At 74.1% G+C, this 23,096-nt stretch carries 27 protein-coding genes; 5 read left to right on the top strand and 22 right to left on the bottom strand.

The genetic code is table 11. From position 1 onward, the window contains the following. Positions 1–26: 26 nt before the first annotated feature. The 18 genes from IG63_RS0101595 to IG63_RS0101510 form a co-directional block, all read right to left on the bottom strand. A complete protein-coding gene (locus IG63_RS0101595; protein ID WP_051706029.1) occupies positions 27–506 on the bottom strand; it encodes a flagellar hook capping FlgD N-terminal domain-containing protein in 480 nt (159 codons plus the stop codon). A 9-nt stretch (positions 507–515) separates the two neighbouring features. Continuing rightward, complete coding sequence (locus IG63_RS23770; RefSeq protein WP_030482631.1) at positions 516–1,937, bottom strand: flagellar hook-length control protein FliK; 1,422 nt, start codon at positions 1,935–1,937, stop codon at positions 516–518. After that, positions 1,934–2,926: a transglycosylase SLT domain-containing protein gene (locus IG63_RS0101585; RefSeq protein ID WP_030482630.1), complete on the bottom strand. Its 993-nt coding sequence runs from the start codon at positions 2,924–2,926 to the stop codon at positions 1,934–1,936. The genes IG63_RS23770 and IG63_RS0101585 overlap by 4 nt, the downstream gene beginning before the upstream one ends. After that, positions 2,923–3,339, bottom strand: coding sequence for a flagellar FliJ family protein (locus IG63_RS0101580; RefSeq protein ID WP_169741742.1), 417 nt, complete (start codon positions 3,337–3,339; stop codon positions 2,923–2,925). The genes IG63_RS0101585 and IG63_RS0101580 overlap by 4 nt, the downstream gene beginning before the upstream one ends. A 20-nt stretch (positions 3,340–3,359) precedes the next feature. Further along, positions 3,360–4,676 carry a FliI/YscN family ATPase gene (locus tag IG63_RS0101575; protein ID WP_051706028.1) on the bottom strand — a complete coding sequence of 439 codons (1,317 nt, stop codon included), beginning with the start codon at positions 4,674–4,676 and terminating at the stop codon, positions 3,360–3,362. Continuing rightward, the gene (locus IG63_RS23765; RefSeq protein ID WP_030482627.1) at positions 4,673–5,377 is read right to left on the bottom strand and encodes a FliH/SctL family protein; all 705 of its coding nucleotides are present in this window, start codon (positions 5,375–5,377) and stop codon (positions 4,673–4,675) included. Before IG63_RS23765 ends, IG63_RS0101575 begins: the two co-directional genes overlap by 4 nt. Then, positions 5,361–6,374 (bottom strand): flagellar motor switch protein FliG, encoded by a 1,014-nt coding sequence (gene fliG / locus IG63_RS0101565; protein ID WP_030482626.1) that lies wholly within the window; start codon positions 6,372–6,374, stop codon positions 5,361–5,363. The genes IG63_RS23765 and fliG overlap by 17 nt, the downstream gene beginning before the upstream one ends. Beyond that, entirely contained in the window at positions 6,374–7,960 is a 1,587-nt protein-coding gene (gene fliF / locus IG63_RS0101560; protein ID WP_030482625.1) for a flagellar basal-body MS-ring/collar protein FliF, read from the bottom strand. Before fliF ends, fliG begins: the two co-directional genes overlap by 1 nt. Continuing rightward, positions 7,960–8,295, bottom strand: coding sequence for a flagellar hook-basal body complex protein FliE (gene fliE, locus IG63_RS0101555; protein WP_030482624.1), 336 nt, complete (start codon positions 8,293–8,295; stop codon positions 7,960–7,962). The genes fliF and fliE overlap by 1 nt, the downstream gene beginning before the upstream one ends. After that, complete coding sequence (locus IG63_RS0101550; RefSeq protein ID WP_030482623.1) at positions 8,295–8,687, bottom strand: flagellar basal body rod protein FlgC; 393 nt, start codon at positions 8,685–8,687, stop codon at positions 8,295–8,297. Before IG63_RS0101550 ends, fliE begins: the two co-directional genes overlap by 1 nt. Continuing rightward, entirely contained in the window at positions 8,687–9,055 is a 369-nt protein-coding gene (gene flgB / locus IG63_RS0101545) for a flagellar basal body rod protein FlgB (RefSeq protein ID WP_030482622.1), read from the bottom strand. Before flgB ends, IG63_RS0101550 begins: the two co-directional genes overlap by 1 nt. 128 nt (positions 9,056–9,183) lie before the next feature. Continuing rightward, positions 9,184–9,705 (bottom strand): hypothetical protein, encoded by a 522-nt coding sequence (locus IG63_RS0101540; protein WP_051706027.1) that lies wholly within the window; start codon positions 9,703–9,705, stop codon positions 9,184–9,186. Between the two features lie 11 nt (positions 9,706–9,716). Then, positions 9,717–10,085 (bottom strand): response regulator, encoded by a 369-nt coding sequence (locus tag IG63_RS0101535; RefSeq protein ID WP_030482620.1) that lies wholly within the window; start codon positions 10,083–10,085, stop codon positions 9,717–9,719. A 1-nt stretch (position 10,086) separates the two neighbouring features. Beyond that, positions 10,087–10,425: a hypothetical protein gene (locus tag IG63_RS21210; protein ID WP_051706026.1), complete on the bottom strand. Its 339-nt coding sequence runs from the start codon at positions 10,423–10,425 to the stop codon at positions 10,087–10,089. Continuing rightward, a complete protein-coding gene (fliS, locus tag IG63_RS0101525; protein ID WP_030482618.1) occupies positions 10,422–10,808 on the bottom strand; it encodes a flagellar export chaperone FliS in 387 nt (128 codons plus the stop codon). The genes IG63_RS21210 and fliS overlap by 4 nt, the downstream gene beginning before the upstream one ends. 13 nt (positions 10,809–10,821) lie before the next feature. Next, positions 10,822–12,153 carry a flagellar filament capping protein FliD gene (gene fliD, locus IG63_RS20295; protein WP_036194137.1) on the bottom strand — a complete coding sequence of 444 codons (1,332 nt, stop codon included), beginning with the start codon at positions 12,151–12,153 and terminating at the stop codon, positions 10,822–10,824. Between the two features lie 135 nt (positions 12,154–12,288). Continuing rightward, the gene (locus IG63_RS0101515; RefSeq protein ID WP_030482617.1) at positions 12,289–13,074 is read right to left on the bottom strand and encodes a flagellin N-terminal helical domain-containing protein; all 786 of its coding nucleotides are present in this window, start codon (positions 13,072–13,074) and stop codon (positions 12,289–12,291) included. Positions 13,075–13,201: 127 nt separating this feature from the next. Then, positions 13,202–14,053 carry a sigma-70 family RNA polymerase sigma factor gene (locus tag IG63_RS0101510; RefSeq protein ID WP_051706025.1) on the bottom strand — a complete coding sequence of 284 codons (852 nt, stop codon included), beginning with the start codon at positions 14,051–14,053 and terminating at the stop codon, positions 13,202–13,204. Positions 14,054–14,253: 200 nt separating this feature from the next. Here IG63_RS0101510 and IG63_RS0101505 point away from each other — a divergent pair, with 200 nt between their 5' ends. The 5 genes from IG63_RS0101505 to csrA all read left to right on the top strand — a co-directional run bounded on the left by IG63_RS0101505 (position 14,254) and on the right by csrA (position 17,855). Next, positions 14,254–14,733: a flagellar protein FlgN gene (locus IG63_RS0101505; RefSeq protein WP_030482615.1), complete on the top strand. Its 480-nt coding sequence runs from the start codon at positions 14,254–14,256 to the stop codon at positions 14,731–14,733. 3 nt (positions 14,734–14,736) lie between these two features. Next, entirely contained in the window at positions 14,737–16,131 is a 1,395-nt protein-coding gene (gene flgK / locus IG63_RS0101500; protein ID WP_030482614.1) for a flagellar hook-associated protein FlgK, read from the top strand. Next, on the top strand, positions 16,131–17,018 hold the full coding sequence (gene flgL, locus IG63_RS0101495; RefSeq protein ID WP_030482613.1) for a flagellar hook-associated protein FlgL: 888 nt from the start codon (positions 16,131–16,133) through the stop codon (positions 17,016–17,018). The genes flgK and flgL overlap by 1 nt, the downstream gene beginning before the upstream one ends. A 50-nt stretch (positions 17,019–17,068) precedes the next feature. Next, complete coding sequence (fliW, locus tag IG63_RS0101490) at positions 17,069–17,488, top strand: flagellar assembly protein FliW (RefSeq protein WP_030482612.1); 420 nt, start codon at positions 17,069–17,071, stop codon at positions 17,486–17,488. A gap of 97 nt (positions 17,489–17,585) precedes the next feature. Further along, positions 17,586–17,855: a carbon storage regulator CsrA gene (gene csrA / locus IG63_RS0101485; protein ID WP_030482611.1), complete on the top strand. Its 270-nt coding sequence runs from the start codon at positions 17,586–17,588 to the stop codon at positions 17,853–17,855. Between the two features lie 3 nt (positions 17,856–17,858). On the opposite strand, the gene IG63_RS0101480 is transcribed toward csrA, so the two are convergent. Genes IG63_RS0101480 through IG63_RS0101465 form a run of 4 tightly spaced genes read right to left on the bottom strand, consistent with a single transcriptional unit; the run spans position 17,859 to position 23,023 of the window. After that, on the bottom strand, positions 17,859–18,917 hold the full coding sequence (locus IG63_RS0101480; protein ID WP_051706024.1) for a chemotaxis protein CheB: 1,059 nt from the start codon (positions 18,915–18,917) through the stop codon (positions 17,859–17,861). A 10-nt stretch (positions 18,918–18,927) separates the two neighbouring features. Then, on the bottom strand, positions 18,928–20,487 hold the full coding sequence (locus IG63_RS0101475) for a methyl-accepting chemotaxis protein (protein WP_030482609.1): 1,560 nt from the start codon (positions 20,485–20,487) through the stop codon (positions 18,928–18,930). Positions 20,488–20,513: 26 nt separating this feature from the next. Then, the gene (locus IG63_RS0101470; protein ID WP_030482608.1) at positions 20,514–20,933 is read right to left on the bottom strand and encodes a chemotaxis protein CheW; all 420 of its coding nucleotides are present in this window, start codon (positions 20,931–20,933) and stop codon (positions 20,514–20,516) included. Beyond that, the gene (locus IG63_RS0101465; protein ID WP_030482607.1) at positions 20,930–23,023 is read right to left on the bottom strand and encodes a chemotaxis protein CheA; all 2,094 of its coding nucleotides are present in this window, start codon (positions 23,021–23,023) and stop codon (positions 20,930–20,932) included. Before IG63_RS0101465 ends, IG63_RS0101470 begins: the two co-directional genes overlap by 4 nt. Between the last annotated feature and the right edge of the window lie 73 nt (positions 23,024–23,096).

Below are 23,096 nucleotides of genomic sequence, written 5' to 3'. Positions count from 1 at the left end.
AAGGGGTGGTGCTGGGGTGGGTGTGGTCAGGCGGACGCGGCGGTGGAGCCGTCGGAGGCGGCCGCGGAGGCCGTCTGGGCGACCGAGGTCACCTGGCCGAGCGGCACCTCCTGCCCGCCGACGGCGAGCACGGGTCCGTTGGTCCCGAAGTTGACGCCGCTGACGGCACCGGTGGCGGTGGTCCCGTCGGCGTTCGTCCAGCTGACGGTGCGGCCGACGAGGCTGCTGGCGCCGAAGGCCATCTGGGTGGTGACCAGCTGGGCGGTCTGGTCGGCGACCGTCTGCATCTTCTCCAGGGCGGTGAACTGAGCCGACTGGGCCAGGAACTGGCTGGAGTCGGTGGGGTTCATCGGGTCCTGGTACTTCATCTGCGCCACGAGCAGCTGCAGGAACATGTCCTTGTCAGCGGACGAGCTCGTGGTCGTGGTGGCTCCAGTCGTGGTGCCGGTGGCGGTGGGGCCGAACATGCCGGCCGTGCCCATCGCCTCGGTGGCCGAGACTGACATGGCTCCTCCTCACATCCTCACGTCGAGCGCGCGGCGTACGCCGTGGGCCTCGAGTGGGGAGCTGGGCACGGTCGCTGCGGCGACGGTGCTGCGGATGGGACTGCCTTCCATGGCGGTGGAACTGGAACCAACACCCTTCCCTGAGTGGTGGTCGTGCTCGTGCTGCTGGGCGTCTCCTCCTCGTCGGTGCTGCTGGAGCTGGTCGTGGAAGCCCTCGTGGGGCGTGCGGTCGTCGTGGCCGCGCTCGCGGACGACGGAGGCGGCCGCGGCATCGCCGCTGGTCGCGAGGACGATGCGGTGCTCCTCGAAGCCGGCCCGCTCGAGGGCGCGGACGAGGTCGCCGGCGGCGTGCGTCAGCAGGTCGCGGGTGCGCTCGCCGGCGGCGAGGCGGACCTGGACGGCGCCGTCACGGACGGTCATCACCACGCGCACCTCGCCGAGCGCCCGGGGGTTGAGCTCGAGGGTGATCCGGTGGGTGCCGTCGCCGCGGGTGGCGAGCCGGGCGACCTCCGGGACGACCTGGGCCGCGACGGCGCGGGCGGGAGCGGCGTCGGCGGGCGGAGCCGCAGCCGGGGTGGCGGGAGCCGCGGGGGCCGCGGTCGCGCCGACGCCGGTGACCGGCGCCGGGTCCGCCAGCGCGCCCGACGTGCGGGCCTCGGCCGGCACCGCCGTGGGTGCCGCGGCGACGGGGCTCTCGACGGGGCTCTCGACGGGGGCGTCGACCGGCTGGTCCGTCGCGGGCTGGTCCGTCGCGGGCTGCTCCGTGGTGGGCTGCTCGGTCGCGGGCTGCTCAGTCAGGAGCTGCTCAGTCAGGAGCTGCTCGGTGGTGGGCTGCTCGGTGGTGGGCTGCTCGGTGGCGGGCTGCTCGGTGGTGGGCTGCTCGGTGGCGGGCTGGGTCGTGGCGTCGGCGGGCTGCTCGGTCACGGGCTGTGCGCTGGTGCCCGGCTCGGTCGTCGGTGCGGTGGCGACCACGGTCTGGGCGCCGGTCTGGGCGCCGGCCTGGACGGCGTCCACGACGGCGTCGCCGGTGGTCCCAGGGGCGCTCGTGACGGCGCTGGTGACGGCGCTGGTGACGGCCGGGGTGACACCGCTGGTCAGGCCCCCGAGCGCCAGCAGCAGGGCGGCGTCGGTCGTGGCGAGGGTGACGGTGCCGCCGGTACCCGTGCCGGTGGAGGTGGCGTCGGCGTCCGCGTCGGTCGGCTCGCCCGCGGCGTCGGCCTGGCCGGGCGCGGTCGTCTCGACCGGCACCTCGCCCTGGGGGAGCGCGGGCTGGGCGGGACCGGCGGTGCCCAGGCCGAGCATCATCGACATCAGCGCCGCGAAGGCGTCGCCCGCGGCCTGGGTGCTGGGGGTGCCGTCGGGGGCCACGGCGGCGAGCGCGCTCGCGGGGCCGGCGCTGCCGGCGGCGGGGGTGGAGATCTGGGGGCTCATGCGCTCATCCCGGCGGAGGCCATGACCTTCCGCACGTAGTTCTGGGTCTCGGCGTACGGCGGGATGCCGTCGTACTTCATGACCGCACCCGGCCCGGCGTTGTAGGCCGCGAGCGCGAGGTCGGTGCTGCCGAAGCGGCCGAGCAGGTCCTTGAGCAGCCGGGCGGCGCCGTCGACGGCCTGGGCCGGGTCCATCGAGTTGGTGACGCCCAGGCCCTTGGCCGTGGCGGGCATCAGCTGCATCAGGCCCTGGGCCCCGGCGTGGCTCACCGCGTCGGACCGGTAGCCGGACTCCTGCTTGGCCACGGCCGAGAGCAGCGTCGGGCTGACGCCGTAGCGGGCGCCGGCGGCGTTGAAGAGGTCGGCGTACGGCACCCCGCCGACCTGGGCCGTCCCCGCGGTGCGGGCCCCGGCGGTGCTCGCGTTGACGACGCCGCCCACGCCGCCCACGCCGCCCGCCACGGGGGCGTCGGGGTTGGGCAGCACGCGCCGGATGTAGGTCGGCTCCGAGGGGACGTCGACGAGGCGGATGTCCAGGCCGGTGCGCGGGGCCTCGATCATCTTGCCGTTGCCGGCGTAGATGGCGATGTGGTCGGCGCCGACGTTGCGGTTGGAGCGGTCCCAGGCGATCAGGTCGCCGGGCTTGGCCTCGGCCAGGCTGGCCACCGGCGTGCCCTGGCGGGCCTGGTCGGCGGAGACGCGCGGGAGGTCGATGCCGAACTGCTTGTAGACCGTCTGCACCAGGCCCGAGCAGTCCATGCCCTTGGTCGGGTCGGTGCCGCCCCAGACGTAGGGGAGCCCGATGTACTTGCTGGCGGCGTCGACGACGGCCTGGCCGGCGGTGGTGCCACCGGTCGTGGCGCCACCGGCGAGGGCGCTGTCGAGTGCGGTCGCGAAGGCGCCGGAGGTGGCGGCCGGCTGCACGGGACGCATCACGGCCAGCTGCGACTGCAGCTGCTGGATGCGCGAGGTCACGTCGGCGATGCTCATGCGCCCGCCCCCCGGACCCACGTCTGCAGCGCGATCTCGTCCTGCTCGCGGGCCTCGTGCGCCCGGCGCTCGGCGAGCCGGGCGGCGGTACGCCGCTCCAGCAGCATCTCGATCGCCTCCAGGCGCACCCGGTCGTGCTGCCAGTGCGACTGCGCGGCGGCGGCGATCAGCCCGGCCGACTCGTCGGCCTCGCGGAGCTGCGTGCCGTGGCGCTCGAGCTCGGTCAGCGCCAGCCGGGATGCGGTGTACGCCGCCGCGTCGGCCGGCACGACCGCCGTCGCCGCGTCGTGGGTCAGCCGGGCGACGACCGCGGCGTGGCGCTCGTGGGCCGCGTCGGCCTCGCGGTGGGCCTGGAGCAGGCCGAGCAGGCTGTCGCGCTCGCGCACGCGCCGCACGCGGGCGACGCTCTCCATCGGGTCACGGTGCCGCGCCATCAGGCCACCAGCTCCCGCAGCCGGGACCAGGTCGGGGCGACCTCGCTGGCGTCGTCCATGTCCTGGCGCAGGAAGCCGTCGATCTGCGGCAGCAGCTGCAGCGCCCGGTCGGCGTCGGCGTCGGCACCGGCGACGTAGGCACCGATCTCGACGAGCTCGCGGACCTCGCGGTGCGCGGCGAGCAGCCGGCGCAGGGTGCGGGCGTCGGACTGCTGGGCGCGGTCGGTGACCGCCGAGGAGACGCGCGAGACCGACTCGAGCACGTCGATGGCGGGGAAGTGGCCCGAGGTGGCCAGGCGGCGGGCCAGCACGACGTGGCCGTCGAGGATCGACCGCGTGGTGTCGCCGATCGGGTCCTGCAGGTCGTCGCCCTCGACGAGCACGGTGTAGAGGCCGGTGATGCTGCCGGCGGCGCTGGTGCCGGCGCGCTCGAGCAGCCGGGGGAGCAGCGCGAAGACGCTCGGCGGGTAGCCGCGCGTCGCCGGGGGCTCGCCGGCGGAGAGCCCGATCTCGCGCTGCGCCATGGCGACGCGCGTGAGGCTGTCCATCATCAGCAGCACGTCGTTGCCGGCGTCGCGGAAGTGCTCGGCGATGCGGCTGGCGACGAAGGCCGAGCGGAGCCGCTCGACGGGCGGGGCGTCGGAGGTGGCCACGACGACGACCGAGCGGGCCAGGCCCTCGGGACCGAGGTCGTTCTCGATGAACTCGCGGACCTCGCGGCCCCGCTCGCCGACCAGGGCGATCACGGAGATCTGCGCGTCGGTGCCGCGGGCGATCATCGAGAGCAGGCTCGACTTGCCGACGCCGGAGCCGGCCATGATGCCGACGCGCTGACCGCGCCCGACCGGCACGAGGGCGTCGAGCGCGCGCACGCCCACGCCGATCTGCTGGTCGATGCGCGGGCGCGAGAGCGCCTCCGGGACGGGGTGGTCGACCGGGACGAAGGGCAGGTGGTGGAGCGGCGGGCCGCCGTCGATCGGGCGTCCGAGGCCGTCGAGCACCCGCCCGCGCAGCTCCTCGCCGACGGGGATGGTGAGCGGTCCGCCGCAGGCGCGGACCGGCGAGCCGAGGACGAGGCCGGCGGTCTCGCCGAGCGGCAGGCAGGAGAGCCCGCGCGCGTCGGCGGCGACGACCTCGGCCAGCAGCGGCTCGTGGCGGCCCTGCACCTGCACCAGCTCGCCCACCGCGGCGTCGACGCCGGTGACGCGCAGCTGCAGGCCCAGCAGCTCGGAGACGCGGCCCAGCCGTGCGGGGCGGGCCGCGGCGGCGGCACGCTCGACCAGGCCCGTCGCGACCGTGGCGGCGGTGGCGCTCACCGGAGCACCTCGCGCACCCGGTCGAGCGCGGTCTCCACGCGGAGGTCGACCACGGAGTCGGGCAGGTCGACGACGGCGTCGCCGCGACCCAGGGCGCCGTCGGCACGCAGGGTGACGGTGGCGGGCAGGTCGGTGACGTCGACCGCGTCGACCACCGCGGGGGCGAGCCGGACGACGGCGGTCTCGCCGCGGCGTACCTCGGCCAGGGCGCGGCGCAGCACCTCCTGGGGGAGCTGGGCGGCGGCCGCCTCTCCCAGCACGGCCGCCGTGACGGCGAAGGCGAGGTCGAGCGCGGTCTCGGTGGTGCGCTGCTCGTGGGCGGCGAGCCCCCGCTCCAGCGCGCGGGCGGCGTCGACGAGAGCCTGGGCGGAGCCCGCCAGCTCGGCGCGCAGCACCGCCTGCTCCTGGCGCGCCAGCGCGTCGCGGCGCTCGGCGTCGCGGGCGGCGGCCTCGCGGCCGGCGCGCACGCCCTCCGCCCAGCCGGTGCTCCAGCCCTGGGCGCGGGCCACCCGTCGGGCCTCGTCGGCGGCGGCGGCGAGGGTGCGCTCGGTGACCTCGTCGCCCAGGCCGGCGCCGCTGAGGGTGGCGCCGACGTGGCGCGTCCACTGCCCGCTGCGCAGGTCGGGGGTCGCCACGCTCGTGACGGTGCCGGTGCCGGCGGGGTAGACGCGGGCCGCGGTCCGCTCAGACGACGAGGTCATCGTCGCCCCCGCGGTGGATGGTGATCTGGCCCTGCTCCTCGAGCTCCCGGATGGTCTGGATGACCAGCTGCTGGGCCTCCTCGACCTGGCTCAGGCGCACCGGCCCGAGGATGTCGATCTCCTCGAGCAGGTCGGTGGCCGCCCGCTCGGAGAGGTTGCCGGTGATCTTGCCGCGCACGGCGTCGGCGACACCCTTGAGCGCCAGCGCGAGCTGGCCGGTGTCGACCTGGCGCAGCACCAGCTGCATCGAGCGGTCGTCGATGGTGACGATGTCCTCGAACATGAACATCCGGCTCTTCAGCTCCTCGGCGAGCGCGGCGTCCAGCGACTCCAGGCCCTCGACGATCTGGCGCTCGGTGGAGCGGTCGGAGCGGTTGATGATGTTGACCAGCGGGTCGATGCCGCCGACGCGGGAGGCGCTGCTGGGCTGCAGCATCGAGGACATCCGGCGCTCGAGCCGGGCCTCGACGATCTTGACGATGTCGGGCGAGGTCCGGTCCATCACCGCGAGCCGGTGGGCGACGTCGGCCTGCTGCTGCGGGGGGAGGCCGGCGAGCAGCATCGAGGCCTTGTCGGCCGTCATGTGCGCCATCACCAGGGCGATCAGCTGGGGGTGCTCGTCGGCGATGAAGGAGCGCAGCTGCATCGGGTCGGCCTGGTGCAGGAACTGGAAGGGCAGCTGGATGGCGACGGCCTGCAGCCGCTCGACCATCGCGGCGGCCCGCTCGGGGCCGAGGGACTGCTCGAGCAGGCTCTTGGCGAAGTCGAGCCCGCCGGTGGCGATGTGCGCGCGCGCCATCGCCAGGTCGCGGAACTCGCTGAGCACCTGCGAGGACTCCTCGGCCTCCACTGCCTTGAGCCGGGCGATCTCCGAGGTCACGGCCTCGACCTCGGTCTCGCTGAGCCGGCTCAGCACCGTGGCGGCACGCTCGGGACCGAGCTGGATCAGCACGATGGCGGCCTTGCGGGCGCCGTTCGTGGTCATGGTGGCGGGCATCAGCGCTCCACCAGCCAGCCGCGCAGCAGGTTGGCGACGTCCTCGGGCTGGCTCTCGACCAGCGCGATGAGCTCCTCACGGGTGTCCTGGTCCTGGGCCCGCTCGAGGCTGAGCAGGGCCGAGGCGGGGCTCTCCAGGGCCTCGGGGGCCTGCTGGACGGGCTCGGCGCGCAGGTGCTCGACGACGTAGTTGGTGGCCTCGCGCCGCTGCTTGGCACGGCGGCGGCTGTGCAGCCAGCCGAGCAGCAGGGCCAGCACGGCCGCGGCCGCGATGCCGATGTTGCGGAACATGTCCATCCGCCCGGCCTGCGCGGCGGCGGCCTCCTGGGCCTCGAGCTCGGCGGCGGCGGCCTCCTCGGCGGTCCGGTCGAAGGGCAGCACCGAGACCCGGTTGGTGTCGCCGCGCTCGGGCTCGATGCCCAGGGCGGAGGCGATCATCCGCTCGATCTCCTGCGGGTCGTTGTTGGCGGCCGCGGTGCGGTCGATGACCGTGGCGATGTTGAGCGACTCCAACGAGCCCGGCGCGCTCTCGCGCTGCTCCACGGTGGTGTCGACGGCGTTGTCGGAGGTCTCGGAGGTCTTGTCGTAGCTGGAGGCGTCGCCGCCGGTGCCGGCCGCCGCGGGGTCCATCTGGCCGTCGGGGCCGACGACGCCGGTCGCCCCGCCGCCGGGGGCGGTGCCGGTGTAGCGCTCGGTGTTGCGGTTGGTCGAGAGGGCCAGGCCGCCGCCCTCGGGCTGGCGGTAGGTGCGCGACTCGGTGGTGGACTTGTCGAAGTCGATGTCGGCGGTCACCTCGACGGTGGAGTTGCCGGGGCCGAGGACGCGGTCGAGCATCGACTGCACCTGCTGCTTGTACTTGGTCTGCACGTCCTGGGTGTACTGCTCGCGCGAGCTGGCGAAGGCACCGCCGTTGTCGTCGTCGGCGGAGAGCAGGGTGCCGCTGGAGTCCGCCACGGTGACCTTCTCGGGCTCCATGCCGTCGATGCTCGACGCGACCAGGTGCACGATCGACTGCACCTGCTCGGGGCCCATCGTCTGGCCGGCCCGGGTCTTGAGCAGCACCGACGCGGTGGGCGGGGCCTGCTCGTCGGAGAAGACCTCCTTCTCCGGCAGCGCGAGGTGCACGACCGCGCTCGAGACGCCGTCCATCGCCATGATGGTCTTGGAGAGCTCGCCCTCCATGGCCCGCTTGAAGTCGGTCTGCTCCTGGAACTGCGAGGTCGACAGGTCCTGCTCGTCGAGCAGGGAGTAGCCGCCGTCGCCGGAGCTGGCGGGCAGGCCCTCGCCGCTCAGGGCGATGCGGGTGCCGTAGACCTCGTCGCGGGGCACCAGGATCGTGGTGCCGTCGTTGCCGAGCTCGTACGGCGTGCCGTTGGTCTCGAGCTGGTCGACGACGGCCGAGGCGTCGGCCGGGGCGAGGTTGGTGAAGAGCGGGGAGTACTGCGGCTGCGCGACCCAGCGGAAGAGCATCACGCCGCCCATGAGCAGCGCGACGATGCCGACGCCGGCGATGACCTTCTGCGCGAGGGTGAAGGTGGCGAGGCTCTCCGACAGCTTGCCGAGCGAACGGGTCAGGGAGGTCTTCATCAGACAGGCATCCGCATGATCTCGGTGAACGACTCGAGCGCCTTGTTGCGCATCGCGACGGTCAGCTGGGTGGTGACCGCGGCCTCGGAGGCCGCGATGGTGTAGCGGTGGATCGCGTCGAGGTCACCGGTGGCGGCCTGGACGGCGAGGTTGTCGCTGGTCGACTGGACCTGCTGCAGCCGGTCGATGCCGTCGACGAGCAGGGCGCCGAACTCGCCGCTGGGACCCTCCGGGCCCTGCGTCGCCGAGACGGTGGGTCCGGCGGTCGCGGCGTCCAGGGACGGCGTGGCCAGCGGCCGGAAGCCGCCGAGGGACTCGATGCCACCGATGCTCATCAGCCGCGTCCGATCTGGAGTGCCGTGGTGTAGGTGTCCTGGGCCTGCTTGGTGACCTGCACCGAGGCCTGGTAGCCGCGCTGGGCCATGACGAGCTGGCTCATCTGGCTGGCGAGGTCGATCTCGGGAGCGCGGACGTAGCCGTTCTCGTCGGCCATCGGGTGGTCGGGGGAGTACTCCATGCGGCCCTCGGGGTCGCCCTCGACGATGGCCTCGACCTCGACGCCGCCGCCCCGCACGGCCCCGGCGCGCACGTACTGCGCCCGGAAGGCCTCCTCGTCGGTGGGCTTGACGGTGTTGACGTTGGCGATGTTGTTGGCCAGCGAGTCCAGCCAGGTCTGGTGCATGCCGAGGCTCGAGCCGGCGATGCGCAGCATGTCGAAGGCGCCCATCACACGCCCCCGATGGAGCTGCGCAGGACCTCGAGGCGGTCGGTCACCGCACGCGAGACGATCTGGTACTGGAACTGCGACTGGACCGCGGCCAGCGTCTCCTTGCGCAGGTCGACGTTGTTGCCGTTGACGCCCACCGGGGTGTTGGTGGCGGTCTTCTCGATCTCGACCCCGCCGGTGCCCGGCGCGTCGAAGCCGCCCCCCTCCACGGCCCGGCGCAGCGAGGACTCGAAGTCGACGCTCGAGGCCCGGTAGCCGGGGGTGTCGACGTTCGCGATGTTGTCGGCGATCACGCTCTGTCGGAGCGAGACGCCGTCCAGCGCGGTGCCGAGGATGCGGCTGACCGCATCGGAGACGGCGAAGGACACGGTGTGCCTCTCTGAGGAGGTGACGGGTGCCGGTCCTTCGGCGGGGGGTGAGCGTTCCTTGCTCACGAGAACTCTCGGCCAGCAGCGTCAGGAACTGAGGCTTTTGGTCCGAATAGGGATATACGTCCCTATCGCGGGACGTCGAGCACGAAGGACAGTCGTCCCGCGCCGTACCCCTGCACCTCGACGGCCAGGTCGAGGCGACGTCCGAGGGTGAGCGTGCGCACGTGCAGCTCGGCGGGCAGCAGCCGCCCCGGGTGGTGCACGTGCGCCAGCCGGGTGTGCAGCGCGCCGGGGGCGTTGAGCACCGTGGCGCACACGTTGAGGACCTCGTCGAGGTTCTCCTCCAGCTCCGGGTCGAGCATCCCCTCGCGGGTCGCGGCGACCACGCGGCGTACCGGCACCAGGCCCAGCGCCGCCCCGGCGGCGGCGCCGAGGGTGAGGTCGATGCAGCAGACGCCGCGTGGCAGTCCCCGGTCGTCGACGTACGACGCCACGGTGACGGGGCTGCGCGCGCTGGAGGCCAGCGGGGAGCACGGGGCGACCTCGACGGCCCGCCCGAGCAGGCCCTCGAGCAGCTCGCGGACCTCCTGCGACGTGGGCAGGTGCACCAGCGTGCTGGAGCCGGTGGTCACGGAGCCGGTCGTCACGGGGCCACGGCTCAACGACCGCCCAGGACGGGCGCGAGCGCCTCGGCGAAGGCGTCGGGCGTGAAGGGCTTGGCGATCACGAAGTCGGCGCCGACCTGCTCGGCCCGCGCGCGCATCTCCGGCGAGCCCTCGGAGGTCACGAAGCCGAAGGGCAGGGCGTGGCCGCGGCGGCGCAGCGTGGCGAGCAGCGTGATGCCGTCCATCACCGGCATGTTCCAGTCCGAGAGCACCACGTCGGGCTCCTCGGTGCGGATCTTCTCCAGGGCGTCGCGGCCGTTCTCGGCCTCGACCACCTCGTGCCCGCCGAGCCCCGCCTGGCGCAGGGTGCGCACGACGATCTGCCGCATCACGCGGCTGTCGTCGGTGACCAGGATCTTCACCTCAACCGACCAGGTCGATGTAGCGGGGCCGCTCGTCGGCGGGCTGGGCGGTGGTGAAGCGCCGCTCCTGGTCGAGCTGGGCGAGCGCCTGCAAGAGGCGCGCCTGCAGGTCGGCCTGCCGACGGACGATGTCGCGGGCCCGCGGCACGAGGTGCGCGGGCAGCGGTCCCTCCGGCTGGTGGGGTGACCAGCCGGCGCGGTCGAGCGGCTCGGCGACCTTGAGCAGCCGCTCGGTCCACATCAGCTCCAGCTCGAGCCGGTCGAGCTCGGTGCTCCAGTGCAGCTCCAGCTCGCCGAGGTCGCGCGGGTCACGGGCGTCGACGGGGTCGGGCCCGTTCACGCCGACTTCACCATCATCGAGGCGGCCGTGCGCCAGGTGTCGGCGATGCCGTCGGCGATCCGCAGGCACTCCGCGGTCGCCTCGGCGTCCTGGTCGATCGAGGCACGCACGAGGCGCGAGAGCAGGTAGTCGTAGAGCGCGGCCAGCTCGCGGCCGCCCTCGAAGCCGTCGACGACCAGGGTCGCGCGCAGCTCGAGCACGATGTCCTGCGCGTGGCGCAGGTGGAGCCGGGCCTCGGTGCCGGCGTTGTCGGCGAAGCAGCTGCCGGCGCGGCTGACGTCGAGCACCAGCCGGTCGCAGAGCATGACGAGCAGGCGGCTCGGGTCGGCCGTGGTGACGGAGGCGCCGAGGTAGGCCGCGCGGGCGTTGGTGCTGAAGCTCATGGTCGGGCCTTCCTCAGTTCGTTCCGCTGCTGTTGAGCGAGCTCAGCTGGGAGCCCAGCCACGACGACTGGCTGCTGAGGGCCGAGAGCGCGGTCTCGAGCGCGGTGTACTGACGGGTGAGCGCGGTGCGCTTGAGCTCGAGGCGGGTGTCCCAGCCCTCGATGCGGTCGGTGAGGCGACGCATGGACTCGTCTCGGCCCTCGATGGCGTCGCTGAGGGTGCCGGTGTAGGCGTCGCTGGCCTTGTCGGTGACGGAGTGCAGCCGGGCGGCGAAGCCGGCGGTGGTCCCGGTGGTGAAGGCACCCTGCACCGCGACGGGGTCGGCGGCGTAGGCCTTGTCGAAGGCGTCGGTGTCCAGCTGCAGCTTGCCGTAGCGGTCGAGCTGGATGCCGTAGCCCGCCATCGAGCTGCCGTCGGCGGGGTAGACGCTCTGCAGCACCGCGTTGCGCAGGTCGCGCACGCTGCTCTCGCGCGCGAGCACGCCGGCGCTGCTGCCGGTCTTGCTGCTGACGCTGTCGATGCGGGTCAGCAGCGCGTTGACGTTGTCGACGAGCGACTTCACCTGGTCGCGGGTGCTGGCGCCGTCGCGGGTGCTGGTCAGGTCGACCGTGGTCCCGATGGCGGGTGCGCTCACGGTGAAGCTCAGGCCGGGCAGCACGTCGGTGAACGTGTTGGAGGTCGAGGAGATCGTGTCGCTGCCCATGGTGATCTGGGCGTTGCGACCCTGGGTCACGGCGGCGCCGCCGAGCAGGTCTGCGCCGTCGGCGTCGGTGAGCGTGAAGGCGCCGGCGGTGCCGGTGCTCGCCGCGGTGACGACCAGGCGGTAGCTGCCGTCGTCGAGCTTCACGGTCGCGGCCTGCACGCCGGTGCCGGCGCCGTTGAGCGCGTTGGCCAGGCCGGCGAGCGTGCCGTCGCCGGTGTCGAGCGTCTTGGTCTCGCCGCCGACGGTGAGCTGGACGGTGGTGCCGCTCGGCACCACGGTGTCGGTGCGCGCGGCGGTCGAGGCGAAGGTCAGCCGGTGCGCGCTGGCCACCTGGTCGACGGTGAAGGAGAAGCTGCCGGCCGAGACGTTGCCGGCGCCGGTGGTCGTGCTGGCGCTGGCGGCCACGGCGGTCGAGGAGGAGGTCACGGTGAGGGCCTGCCACGCGCCGGGCTTGGCCAGGTCCTTGGCCTGGGTGGCGAGGGCGGCGACCTGGGTGTTGAGCGCCTGGAGCGCGGTCTTGACCGACGTCTCGGTGCTCAGCTGCTTCTTCAGCCGGGTCTGGGGCGCGGCCTCCAGCGTGATCAGCTGGTTGACGATGGTGGCCGTGTCGAGCCCGCTGACGAGGCCGCTGATCGACGCCATCGCTCGCTCCTTGGTCTGTGCTTCGGGTGGGGGTACGACGCTGGCGGGGGTCGGTCGGGTTGCGACCGGCCCCCGCCAGGTCAGGTGGGTTCAGCTCAGGGGTCCGGGGGTGGTTGGTCCGCGGAACCCTCAGGCTCAGCCGAGCAGTCGGAGGACCGACTGCGGGGCGCTGTTGGCCTGGGCCAGCATCGCGGTGCCGGCCTGCGACAGGATCTGGGCGCGGGTGAAGTTGCTCATCTCCGCAGCCATGTCGGTGTCGCGGATCCGGCTCTCCGACGCGGTCAGGTTCTCGATCGCGACGTTGGTGGAGTTGATGGTGTGCTCGAACCGGTTCTGGATCGCACCGAGCTCCGCACGCTGCGTCGAGATGGCCGTGATGGCGGTCTGGACGGTGGTGCTGTCGGTGATGACGGCCGCCGAGGTGTCGACCGCCGCGAGCGCGGTGGCCGAGACGTCGATCGTGTCGGCGCTGTCGCCGCCGACCTGGAAGGTCAGCGCAGCACCGGCGAAGAGGTCGACGCCGTTGAACTTGGCGTTGTCGGTGATCCGGGTGATCTCGGTCTGCAGCGCGTCGAACTCGGCGGTCAGAGCGGCCTGCGAGTCGGTGTTCTGCGTGCCGTTGTTGTACTGCACGGAGAGGTCGTTCATGCGCTGCAGCATGCTGTGGACCTCGGTCAGGGCGCCTTCAGCGGTCTGCGCGACGCTGATGCCGTCCTGAGCGTTGCGGACACCGACCTGGAGACCGCCGACCTGCGAGCGCAGGCCCTCGGAGATGGCGAGGCCGGCGGCGTCGTCGGCGGCGCGGTTGATGCGGAAGCCGCTGGAGAGCTTCTCGAGCGACTTCGACATGTCGTTCTGCGTGACCGAGAGGTTGCGGTACGCGTTGAAGGCGTCGGTGTTGGTGTTGATGCGGAGACCCATGATGAATTCCTTCCTGGATTTTGAGTCGTGGAGCCGGGCCCGTCCGTGGGCCCTTCGCCGAGCACATCGGCTGCGGCGGGGAAGACCTGAGAGATTCTGCGGAGAAAGTTTCGGCGAGGTGTCGGCGTCAGGCGCTGACGCCGGCGCGCAGCGGCCGGGGGGCCGAGGCGGACGCCGTGGCGGCGGTGGCGACGGAGGCGTAGTAGGCCTCGCGCCGCCGGGCGGCGCAGCCGGCGGGGGCCGCGGCCGGGGCCTCGGCGTCGCCCAGGGCGCGGTCCATGGCCCCGCGCATCAGCACGAGCGCCTCGGCGCGGATCTGCGAGACGCGCGACTCCGAGACGCCGAGCTCGGCGGCGATCTCCGTCATCGGGCGCTCGGCGAGGAAGTACTGCTCGACCACGGTGCGCAGGCGCTCCGGGAGCTGGGCGACGGCGGCGGTCATGTAGGAGAGCTGCTCGCGGTGCTCGACGACGTCGGCCGGCGTCGGACCGGCGGTCGGCAGCAGGCCCTCGAGGTCGGAGTCCTCCGAGGCGTGGATCGAGGTGACCTTGGCCCGGGCGACGTCCTCGGCGTTGCGGCGCACCTCCTCGACGGTCATGCCGGTCGCGTCGGCGACCTCCTGCTCGGTGGCGGCGCGGCCGAGCGCGCCGGCGAGCTGGTGACGGGTCTGGTCGAGGTCGCGGGCCCGGCGCCGCACCGAGCGGGAGGCCCAGTCGATGCCGCGCAGCTCGTCGAGGAGCGCCCCACGGACCCGGGGCGTGGCGTAGCTGGCGAACGAGGCGCCGCGGGTGGGGTCGAAGGACCTCGCCGCCTGCACCAGCGCCAGCATCCCCGCCGAGGTCAGGTCGTCGCGGCCGACGTGGCTGGGGAGCCGTCCGGACAGCTCGCGCACCAGGTGCGCGACCAGCGGCAGGTGCGACGACGCGAGGTCCGAGGTGTCGGCGGGGCCGGGGAGGGAGGAGGAGAGCGGCGGGGTCACAGCGGGAACTCTGCGTGTCGCAATGTCCGATTCGCACACGAATCATCCATAAGGCCCCGCAATAGGGACGTCTGTCCCCATGGTGGCCTAGATGAGTGCAGACCACCGGATTCTCGCCCGGGTCTCGCATTTCTCCTCAGGTCCACCCCGCCGCGGCCGATCGAGCCGGTGTCGACCCCCACAGATCCGGAAGGTGAACCATGGACAAGCTCTCGCAGGTGCTCTGGCGGGAGCGCGAGCTGCTCGAGTCCCTGACCTTCAAGCTCGAGGTGGAGCAGCTGGTGCTGGCGAGCGGCCGCACCACCTGGCTCGCCCGGGCGACCAAGGAGGTCGAGCTGGTCCTGGAGATGCTCCGCGAGGCGGAGATCCTCCGCGCCGTGGCCTCCGACGAGGCCGCCGCCACCCTGGGCCTCGGCAGCACGCCGAGCCTCCGCGTGCTCGCCGAGGCGGTCGACGAGCCTTGGCGGGGGATCCTGCTCGACCACCGCGACGCCTTCGAGCAGGCGACGCGCGACATCGAGGCCCTGGCCCAGCGCAACCGGCAGCTGCTCACCTCCGGGCTCCGCTCGGCGCGGGAGGCGCTGCTGAGCCTGGAGGAGGCCACCGAGGGCTACGGCCAGGACGGCGTGGCCGTCACCGGCGGCGCTCCCGCCCCGCGACTCGTCGACCGGAGCCTGTAGCCCATGACCAGCGGCTTCGCGTCCCTCAACACCGCGCTGAGCGCCCTGCGCTACACGCGCGTCGCGATGGACGTGGCGAGCGACAACATCGCCAACATCTCGACCGAGGGGTACGCCCGGCGCCGGGGCGACAGCGCCTCGGTCGCCGGCGGAGCCACCCCGGCCATGTGGTTCCGCTCCGCCAACGTCGGCGACGGCGTGGCGGTGACCGGCGTGAGCCGGATGACCGACGAGCTGCTCAACGTGCGCGCCCGGCGCGAGCACGGCAACCAGAGCTTCCTCGACGTGCAGGCCACCGCCCTGGCCCGGGTGGAGGACGGCATCGGCGAGCCCGGCGCCAACGGTCTCTCGGCGGCGCTCGACCGCTTCCAGTCGGCGTGGGGCACGCTCTCGATGAACCCCGCCGGCACGTCCAGCTCCGCGGCGCGGGCCAACGTGCTCGCCGCCGCGGCCACCGTCGTCGACACCGCCCGCGGCCAGCTGCGCCAGGTCGGCGCGGAGGCCGGCGACCAGCGGGTGCTCGCCCTGACCGACGCCTCCGAGGTCGACACCCTCGGACGCGACCTGGCCAAGATCAACAGCTCGATCGTGTCGGGCCGGCTCAACGGCAGCAACGTCAACGCCCTGCTCGACTCCCGCGACCAGATCGCCGGGCGCATGGCCGAGCTGACCGGCGCGGTCACCACCGTGCAGGCCGACGGGTCGGCCACCGTGCGCATCGGGGGTGCCGTGCTCGTCGAGGGCTCGGCCGCCGGCAGCTTCACCGTGGCCTCCGGGGTCACCCCCACGGGCGAGGCCGACGGCCAGCCGCTGCGCTTCGCGGTGACCTCGCCGCAGGGGGGCTCGGCCGTCGTCGCCGCCGGTGGCGAGCTCGGGGGCGTCGCGCAGCTGCTCGACGTGACCTTCCCGACCTACCTGGCCGACCTCGCCGCCGTGGTGCGCGACGTCGCCGACCGCGTCAACACCCAGCACGCCGCCGGGTACGACGCCCAGGGCAACGCCGGGGCCGCCGTCTTCTCCTACGACCCCGCCGACGTGCTCGGCACCGTCGAGGTCGCCCTCAGCGACCCGCGGCTGCTCGCGGCGTCCGCGGGGCCCACCGGGGCCGACGGCGACAACGCCGCCCGCATCGGGGAGCTCGCCGGCCTCGGCGACGGCTACCAGCGCCTCGTCAGCGGCTTCGGCGCCTCGGTGTCGTCGCTGAACCGTCAGGCCGCCAGCCAGCAGGTCCTCACCACCCAGGTCGACCTCGCCCGTGACCAGCTCGGCGGCGTCAGCCTCGACGAGGAGATGGTCAACCTGACCGTGCTCCAGCGCCAGTACGAGGCAGCCGCGCGGGTGATGTCGACCGTCGACTCGCTGCTGGACACGCTGATCAACCGGATGGGAGTGGGCTGATGTCCGTCGGACGCGTGACCCAGTCGATGCTGAGCCACCGCTCGCTGGAGAACCTCCAGGTCGGGCTGGGACGGCTCGGCCAGCTGCAGGAGCAGCTGACCTCGGGCAAGACCATCAACCGGCCCTCCGACTCGCCCTCGGGCACGAGCTCGGCGATGCGGCTGCGCACCTCGATGACCCAGGTGCAGCAGTTCCAGCGCGCGGCGCAGGACGGCGCGAGCTGGCTGTCCACCGTCGACAACGCCCTGACCACGGCCACCGACACGGTGCGCAACGCCCGCGAGCTCGGGCTGCAGGCCGTCAACGGCGCCATGGGGCAGAGCTCCCGTGCCGCCCTGGCGGCGAGCGTCGACCAGCTGCGCGAGAGCCTGATCGGCACCGCCAACACCGCCTACCTCGGTCGTCCGGTCTTCGGCGGCGTCACCGCCGGCACCACGGCGTACGACGCCTCGGGCGCCTTCGTCGGCGAGCCCGGCGCGGTGGTGCGGACCGTGGGCGACGGCAGCCGGGTGCGCGTCGACGTCGGCGGCCAGGACGCCTTCGGCGCCGACGGCGACTCGGTCTTCACCCACCTCAGCGCCCTCTCGACCGCCATCACGGCCGGCGACGACGCCGCCGTCGGCACGGCGCTCGCGGCACTCGCCGCCGACCTCGACCGGCTCGGCACCGCGCAGGCGGAGGCCGGCACCCGCGCCGCCCGCGTCGACCAGGCCGCGCAGGTCGCGGCCGACGCCGAGCTGCGGATGAAGAAGGATCTCAGCGCGGTCGAGGACGTCGACCTCGCCGCCACCGTGGTGCAGCTGCAGCTCCAGGAGGTGGCCTACCAGGCCGCCCTGGGGGCGACTGCCCGTGTCCTGCAGCCCAGCCTGAGGGAGTTCTTGCGATGATGACCGACACCCTCGTCCGACCCGCTGACACGCACAGTGAGGACCCCTCCATGACCGTGACGGCGCCCCGCGAGGCAGGCCTGCCCGAGCTGCCCGTGATCGAGATGACGCAGCCGATGCCCGGCTTCCCGGCGCTGCGCCGCTTCGCCCTGGTGCGCATCGACGAGAGCGGCCTGCTGTGCGAGCTGCGCTCGGTCGACGACCCGGCCACGAGCTTCCTCGTGGTGCCGCCCGCGACCTTCTTCCCCGACTACGTCGCCGAGGTCGACGAGGACTCCGTCAGCGGGCTGGGCGTCGTGCAGGCCGACGACGTGCTGCTGCTCGTCGTGGTCACCGCGGGCACCAGTCTGGCCACCTCGACGGCCAACCTCGCCGCCCCGGTCCTGGTCAACGTGCACAACCTCCGTGCCCAGCAGGTCGTGCTCGACGACGCCTCGCTGCCGCTGGCCGCACCGCTCGCCGCGGCCTGAGCCGCCGCCTGGCTCCCGGCCCGGTCCGGGTCCCGGGCCACGCGCCCGCGCACCCCACCTCGCGCGTCCCCCGGGGGCCAGCGGGTAGCGTGACGCCATGCTGGTCCTCAGCCGTCGCGTGGGCGACAGCATCACCATCGGTGACGACGTGGTCGTCACCATCCTGGAGGTGCGCAGCGACGTGGTGCGTGTCGGCATCGACGCGCCCCGTAGCGTGCGCGTGCACCGCGCCGAGCTGCTCGAGCAGCTCGAGAGCAGCAACAAGCAGGCGGCGTCGCCGAGCCCCGACACCGTGCAGTCGCTGCGTGACGCGCTCCAGAAGCGCTCCTCGGCCGACGGCGAGGCCGGGTCGACCGACGAGGCGTGAGCCTCAGCCCGACGCCCGCGCCCGTGCCGGCAGCGGCATCCGGGTCCTGACCGCGAGCGGCATCGACCGCAGCGGCACCACCTCGGTGGCGAGCCCGGCGGCGACGACCGCCCCCGGCATGCCCCACACGACCGAGCACGCCTCGCCCTGCGCCAGCACCCGCCCGCCCGACGCGACCACGGCCGCCGCGCCGCGGACGCCGTCGTGGCCCATCCCGGTCAGGACCACCGCGAGGACGCCGCTGCCCGCCGCGCTCGCGGCGGTGCGGAAGAGCACGTCGGCGGCGGGCCGGGCGTGGTGCTCGGGCGCGCGGAGTCCCAGCCGACTGCGGTAGCGCCCCCGGCTCCCCGTCACCTCCAGGTGCCGGCCGGCCGGGGCGAGGTGCACCACCCCGGGCAGCAGCGCGGCGTCGTGCGCGGCCTCGACGACGGGGAAGGGGCAGGCGCGCTGCAGCCGCGCCACCAGCCGCCCGACGTGGTGCTCGGGCAGGTGCTGCACCACGGCGACCGGCACGCTCAGGGGCGCCAGCGCCGGCAGCAGGTCGAGCAGCGCCTCGGGGCCGCCGGTCGACCCGGCGACGACGAGCAGGCGCACCGGTGGTCCGGTGACCGCGCGGGCGGGCCGGAGGGGCGGGAGAGGAGACGGGAGGGCGAGCGCGGCCGCGGCCGTCGGTGCCGCCGGCGGGGGCGGCGCCAGGGCGAGCACGCGGCGTACCAGCTCGTGGTCGGCACCGGGCACGGCGGTGAGCCAGTCGTCGGCACCGGCCGCGAGCGCGGTGCGTCGTACGCCGCGGCGCACGTCGTCGGGGGAGCCCACCACGAGCACGCGGGTGACCGAGCCGGCCTCGCGCAGCCGGCGTACCCACGCGGGGCCGTCGGAGCCCGGCAGGTCGGCCCGGGCCACGACGACGGCGGGACGCCGCCTGGCGGTGGCCGCGAGCAGGTCGCGCGCCCCCTGGGCGGTGGCGACGACCTCGAGGCCGCGGCGCTCGAGCGCCTCGCGCAGGCTGCCGCCGTGCGGCGGGGGCCGCTCGGCCACCAGGACCCGGACCGCCGCCGTCACGTCGGCCCGCTCAGAACCGGAACATCGCGACCTGCAACCGCAGGTCGGAGGCCATCCGCGCCAGCTCCGCCACCGCGGTGGAGGTCTGCTCGACGGTCGTCGTGGTGGCGGAGGCCGCGGTCGCGACCCCGCCGATGTTGCTGGCGATCTCGACCGAGCCGGTGGAGGCCTCGGCGACGTTGTGACCCATCTCGTTGGTGGTGGCCGTCTGCTGCTCCACCGCGGAGGCGATGGTCAGCTGGTAGTCGCTGATGGTGGTGATGATCGAGGAGATCTCGGTGATCGCGTCGACCGCGCCGAGGGTGTCGCCCTGGATGGTCTCCACCCGACGGGCGATGTCGTCGGTGGCGCGCGCGGTCTCCTGGGCGAGCTCCTTGACCTCGTTGGCGACCACGGCGAAGCCCTTGCCGGCGTCGCCCGCGCGGGCCGCCTCGATGGTGGCGTTGAGGGCGAGCAGGTTGGTCTGCTCGGCGATCGAGGTGATCACCTTGACGACGTTGCCGATCTCCTGGCTCGAGACGCCGAGCTTGCCGACCGAGTCGTTGGTGGCGTCGACCACCGTCACGGCGTGGGCCGCGACCCGGGCGGCCTCGTTGGCCGAGTGGGCGATCTCGCGGATGGAGGCGCCCATCTGCTCCGCGCCGTCGGCGAGCGTCTGCACGTTGCGCGAGACCTCCTCCGCCGCCCCGGCGACGAGGTTGGCCCGCGCGGAGGTCTGCGAGGCCCCCGAGGTGATCTCCTGGGAGTTGCGCGCGAGCTCCTCGGAGGCGGCGGCCACGGCGTCGGCGGTGGCGGTGAAGGCACCCAGGATGACGGTGGCCTGGTCCAGGGAGCGGTTGACCGCCAGCTGCAGGTCGCCCACGGTCCCGCTCGAGGTCTCGGGGAGCCGGTGCGTGAGGTCGCCCTCGGCGAAGCGCTCGACGGCGTGCACCGCCTGCTCCAGCGGGCGCACCAGGCTCCGGGTGATGGCGACGGTCAGCACGACGAGCGCGAGGCAGCCCAGCAGCCCGACCGCGAGCAGCCAGGTCCGGGCCGTGTCGAGGCTCTCGCGCAGCTCCACCACGCTCGACCGCCCGGCCTGCTCGAGACCTCCCACGGTCGCTCCCAGGCTCTCGTCGATCCGCGTGTGCGCCCGCCGCAGCTCCTCCTGGGCCGCCGCCGGGGTGGCGTCCTCGTCGTCGAGGACGGCCTCGACCTCGGCGGCGTACGCGTCGAGCTCGACCCGGAGCTCGGCGACCCGCTGCTGGTCGCGGGCCTCCAGCGGGAGGGCGGCGAGCTCGCGCAGCTCGGCGTCGGACTCCGTCAGCACCTCGCCCACGCGGTCGCGGGCGCGCTCGGCGTCGCCGGTCACGAGGGCGTCGGACGCGTCGGCGCGCATCTCCGCGGCCAGGCCGTCGAGGTGGGCCACGTGCTGCGAGGCGGTCAGCCGCGAGTCGACGTCGCGGGAGAGTCCGGTGGCCCGGGCGTCGACCAGCAGGGCGATGCCGCCGACGAGCAGGGTCGTCAGCACGCCGATCGCGGTGATCACCGAGATCCGTCGTCCGACGGTCCAGCGGATGGGGGGCTTCATGGGTGTCCTCCGAGAGTGGTGAGCGCTCAGGCGGGTGCCAGGTGCTCGACGTCGAGCGCGAGCAGCAGCTGGTCGGGCAGCGGGTAGCAGCCGACGATGAGGGGGCGGGCGGGGCCGTCGAGGGTCTCCGGCGGCGGCAGCAGGGGGAGGTCGCCGACGTCGACGACCTCGCCGATGCGGTCGACGAGCAGGGCGTCGGACTCCGACCGGCCGTGGGTGACCACGAGCATCGGCTCGGCGTCCTCCTCGCGCGGGGGGAGACCGAGCCGCTGGCGCAGGTCGACGGTGGCCAGCACCTCGCCGCGGAGGTTGACCAGGCCCGCGAGCCCGGCGGGGGCGAGCGGCACCCGCGTCGTCGGCAGCCCGCGCAGGACCTCCCGCACGGCGGTGACGTCGACGCCGTACAGCCCGCGGTCGAGCACGAAGGTGACCAGCCGGGTGCTCATCGGGCCCCCTCCAGCCGTGACGCGGCGAGCGCGGCGCGCACGTCGACGACCTCGACGATGCGGTCGCGGAACTCGGCGGAGCCGAGCAGCCCGCGCTCGTGCACGTCGCCGTCGAGGGCGGCCGCGGCGTCGACGATGTCGATGACGTCGTCGACGACCAGCGCGACGCTCTGGGTCACCCGGCTGCTGCTGTCGGTGTGCACGACGACCGAGACCTCCTCGCTGCTCACCGGGCCCAGCCGCAGCACCGGGAGCAGGTCGTCGCGCAGCCGGATCATCTCCCGGTCGCCCACGACCTGCACGGCGCGGGCGGGCACCCGCTCGAGCCGCGTCACCGAGCGCATCGGGATGCCGAGCAGACGGCCCCCGTCGACGCCCGCCACGACCAGGCGGGGGCCGGGCGGCAGGTCGTCGAGGTCGGAGCGTGCGGCCGGCTCCTGGGGGGCGACGTCGGGTCCGAGGACGCGGCGGCACACGGCCGGGAGGTCGAGGATCAGCGCCACGCGACCGTCGCCGAGGATGGTGGCGCCGCTGTAGAACTCGAGCGTGGCCAGGCTCGACGGGAGCGGCTTGACCACGATCTCCTCGCTGTGGAGCACGGCGTCGAGGGCGAGGCCGACGCGCAGGCCGTCGGCGTGCACCACCGCGACCAGCATCGCGGCGTCGGGCGGGTGGCCCGGGTCGACGCCGAGCAGCTCGGAGAGGCGCACCAGGGGGAGCAGCGTCCCGCGCAACCGGTGCACCAGCACGCCGTTGACGTCCTCGACCGCCTGCGGGCTCCGGCTCGGGTCGAGCGAGATCAGCTCGCTGACGTGCGCCTGCGGGAGGGCGTAGCGGTCGCCGGCGGACTCGACGACCAGCGCGGGCACGACGGCGAGGGTGAGCGGGATGCGCAGCCGGCAGGTCGTGCCCAGGCCCGGGGTCGAGTCGACCTCCACGGTGCCGCCGATGGCGTGCACGTGGGCGCGCACGACGTCCATCCCCACCCCGCGGCCCGACACGTGGGTGACGACGCCCGCCGTGCTGAAGCCCGGCCAGAAGACCAGCTGGAGCAGGTCGCGGTCGCTCATCCGGTCGAGCTCCTCGGCCGGCAGCAGACCTCGCTCGCGCGCCACGGCGGCGATCCTGGCGGGGTCGATGCCGGCGCCGTCGTCGCTGACCTCCACGACCACCAGGCCGCTGTCGTGGAAGGCGCGCAGCGCCAGCGACCCGACCGCGGGCTTGCCCGAGGCGACCCGCGCCTCGGCGGGCTCCAGGCCGTGGTCGACCGCGTTGCGGACCAGGTGCAGCAGCGGGTCGCGGATCGCCTCGAGCAGTGACCGGTCGAGCTCGGTGTCGCCCCCGGTCAGCTGCAGGTCGACCTCCTTGCCGCACGCGGCGGCCACGTCGCGGACCACCCGCGGCAGCTTGTGCCAGACGTGGTCGATGGGCTGCAGCCGCGTCTGCATCACGCGCTCGTGCAGCTCTCCGGCCACCTGGTTGAGCCGCTGCGCCACGTGCAGCAGCCCCGGTCCGGGGACGGGGGAGGTGGCGTGCTGCAGCACCTGGTTGCGGGTCAGCGCCAGCTCGCCGACGAGCCGCAGCAGCCGGTCGAGCTGCTCGACGTCGACGCGCACCGTCGAGTCGACCGCGGCCGAGCGGTCGGGGCCCACGGCCTCCGGGTCGTCGGTCGAGGGCAGGGGTGCGTCCGGCGCGCCGTGGTTCGTCGCTGCCGCCCCGGGGCCGAGCGCCGCCAGGGCGGCCACGACGGGGCTGACGTCGAGGTCGCCCTCGGTGCCCTCCCGCTCCACGGTGGCGAGCAGGCGGCGTACGACGTCGACCATGCGGAGCAGGGCCTCGGTGACCTCCGGGGTGAGCGCCGCCCCGCCGTCGCGCAGCCGGGCCAGCACGGTCTCGCCGGCGTGGGTGACGGCCTCGAGGCCGGTGAAGTCGAAGAAGCCGGCCGTGCCCTTGATGGTGTGCACCGCGCGGAAGATCTCCGCGACCAGCGCGGTGTCGTCGGGTCGGCGCTCGAGGTCCACCAGGGCGCGGTCGACCCGGTCGAGCCCCTCGTGGGACTCGACCAGGAACTCCGTGACGAGGTCGTCCACTGCTCCGGGCACCCTTCCGCGGGCGGGCGTGGCTCCGCCGCAGGGGGAGGATCGGCAGGCGCTGCGCCGTCCT

It is taken from the genome of Nocardioides aequoreus, from assembly GCF_000720335.1.
Taxonomy (GTDB): domain Bacteria; phylum Actinomycetota; class Actinomycetes; order Propionibacteriales; family Nocardioidaceae; genus Marmoricola; species Marmoricola aequoreus.
The sequence above is the reverse complement of the archived record's forward strand: the minus strand, read 5'-3'. Positions and strand labels throughout refer to the sequence as shown.

What these genes read in the sequence shown, in the direction of transcription:
- fliD (WP_036194137.1), bottom strand. Translation starts at nt 12,153, where the DNA reads ATGGCGTCGATCAGCGGCCTCGTCAGCGGGCTCGACACGGCCACCATC.
- IG63_RS0101550 (WP_030482623.1), bottom strand. Translation starts at nt 8,687, where the DNA reads ATGGGCGCCTTCGACATGCTGCGCATCGCCGGCTCGAGCCTCGGCATG.
- fliW (WP_030482612.1), top strand. Translation starts at nt 17,069, where the DNA reads ATGACCGTGACGGCGCCCCGCGAGGCAGGCCTGCCCGAGCTGCCCGTG.
- flgK (WP_030482614.1), top strand. Translation starts at nt 14,737, where the DNA reads ATGACCAGCGGCTTCGCGTCCCTCAACACCGCGCTGAGCGCCCTGCGC.
- IG63_RS23765 (WP_030482627.1), bottom strand. Translation starts at nt 5,377, where the DNA reads ATGACCTCGTCGTCTGAGCGGACCGCGGCCCGCGTCTACCCCGCCGGC.
- csrA (WP_030482611.1), top strand. Translation starts at nt 17,586, where the DNA reads ATGCTGGTCCTCAGCCGTCGCGTGGGCGACAGCATCACCATCGGTGAC.
- IG63_RS0101475 (WP_030482609.1), bottom strand. Translation starts at nt 20,487, where the DNA reads ATGAAGCCCCCCATCCGCTGGACCGTCGGACGACGGATCTCGGTGATC.
- IG63_RS0101595 (WP_051706029.1), bottom strand. Translation starts at nt 506, where the DNA reads ATGTCAGTCTCGGCCACCGAGGCGATGGGCACGGCCGGCATGTTCGGC.
- fliG (WP_030482626.1), bottom strand. Translation starts at nt 6,374, where the DNA reads ATGCCCGCCACCATGACCACGAACGGCGCCCGCAAGGCCGCCATCGTG.
- fliS (WP_030482618.1), bottom strand. Translation starts at nt 10,808, where the DNA reads ATGAGCTTCAGCACCAACGCCCGCGCGGCCTACCTCGGCGCCTCCGTC.
- IG63_RS0101580 (WP_169741742.1), bottom strand. Translation starts at nt 3,339, where the DNA reads ATGGAGAGCGTCGCCCGCGTGCGGCGCGTGCGCGAGCGCGACAGCCTG.
- fliE (WP_030482624.1), bottom strand. Translation starts at nt 8,295, where the DNA reads ATGAGCATCGGTGGCATCGAGTCCCTCGGCGGCTTCCGGCCGCTGGCC.
- flgL (WP_030482613.1), top strand. Translation starts at nt 16,131, where the DNA reads ATGTCCGTCGGACGCGTGACCCAGTCGATGCTGAGCCACCGCTCGCTG.
- IG63_RS0101470 (WP_030482608.1), bottom strand. Translation starts at nt 20,933, where the DNA reads ATGAGCACCCGGCTGGTCACCTTCGTGCTCGACCGCGGGCTGTACGGC.
- IG63_RS0101585 (WP_030482630.1), bottom strand. Translation starts at nt 2,926, where the DNA reads ATGAGCATCGCCGACGTGACCTCGCGCATCCAGCAGCTGCAGTCGCAG.
- IG63_RS0101505 (WP_030482615.1), top strand. Translation starts at nt 14,254, where the DNA reads ATGGACAAGCTCTCGCAGGTGCTCTGGCGGGAGCGCGAGCTGCTCGAG.
- IG63_RS23770 (WP_030482631.1), bottom strand. Translation starts at nt 1,937, where the DNA reads ATGAGCCCCCAGATCTCCACCCCCGCCGCCGGCAGCGCCGGCCCCGCG.
- IG63_RS0101515 (WP_030482617.1), bottom strand. Translation starts at nt 13,074, where the DNA reads ATGGGTCTCCGCATCAACACCAACACCGACGCCTTCAACGCGTACCGC.
- fliF (WP_030482625.1), bottom strand. Translation starts at nt 7,960, where the DNA reads ATGAAGACCTCCCTGACCCGTTCGCTCGGCAAGCTGTCGGAGAGCCTC.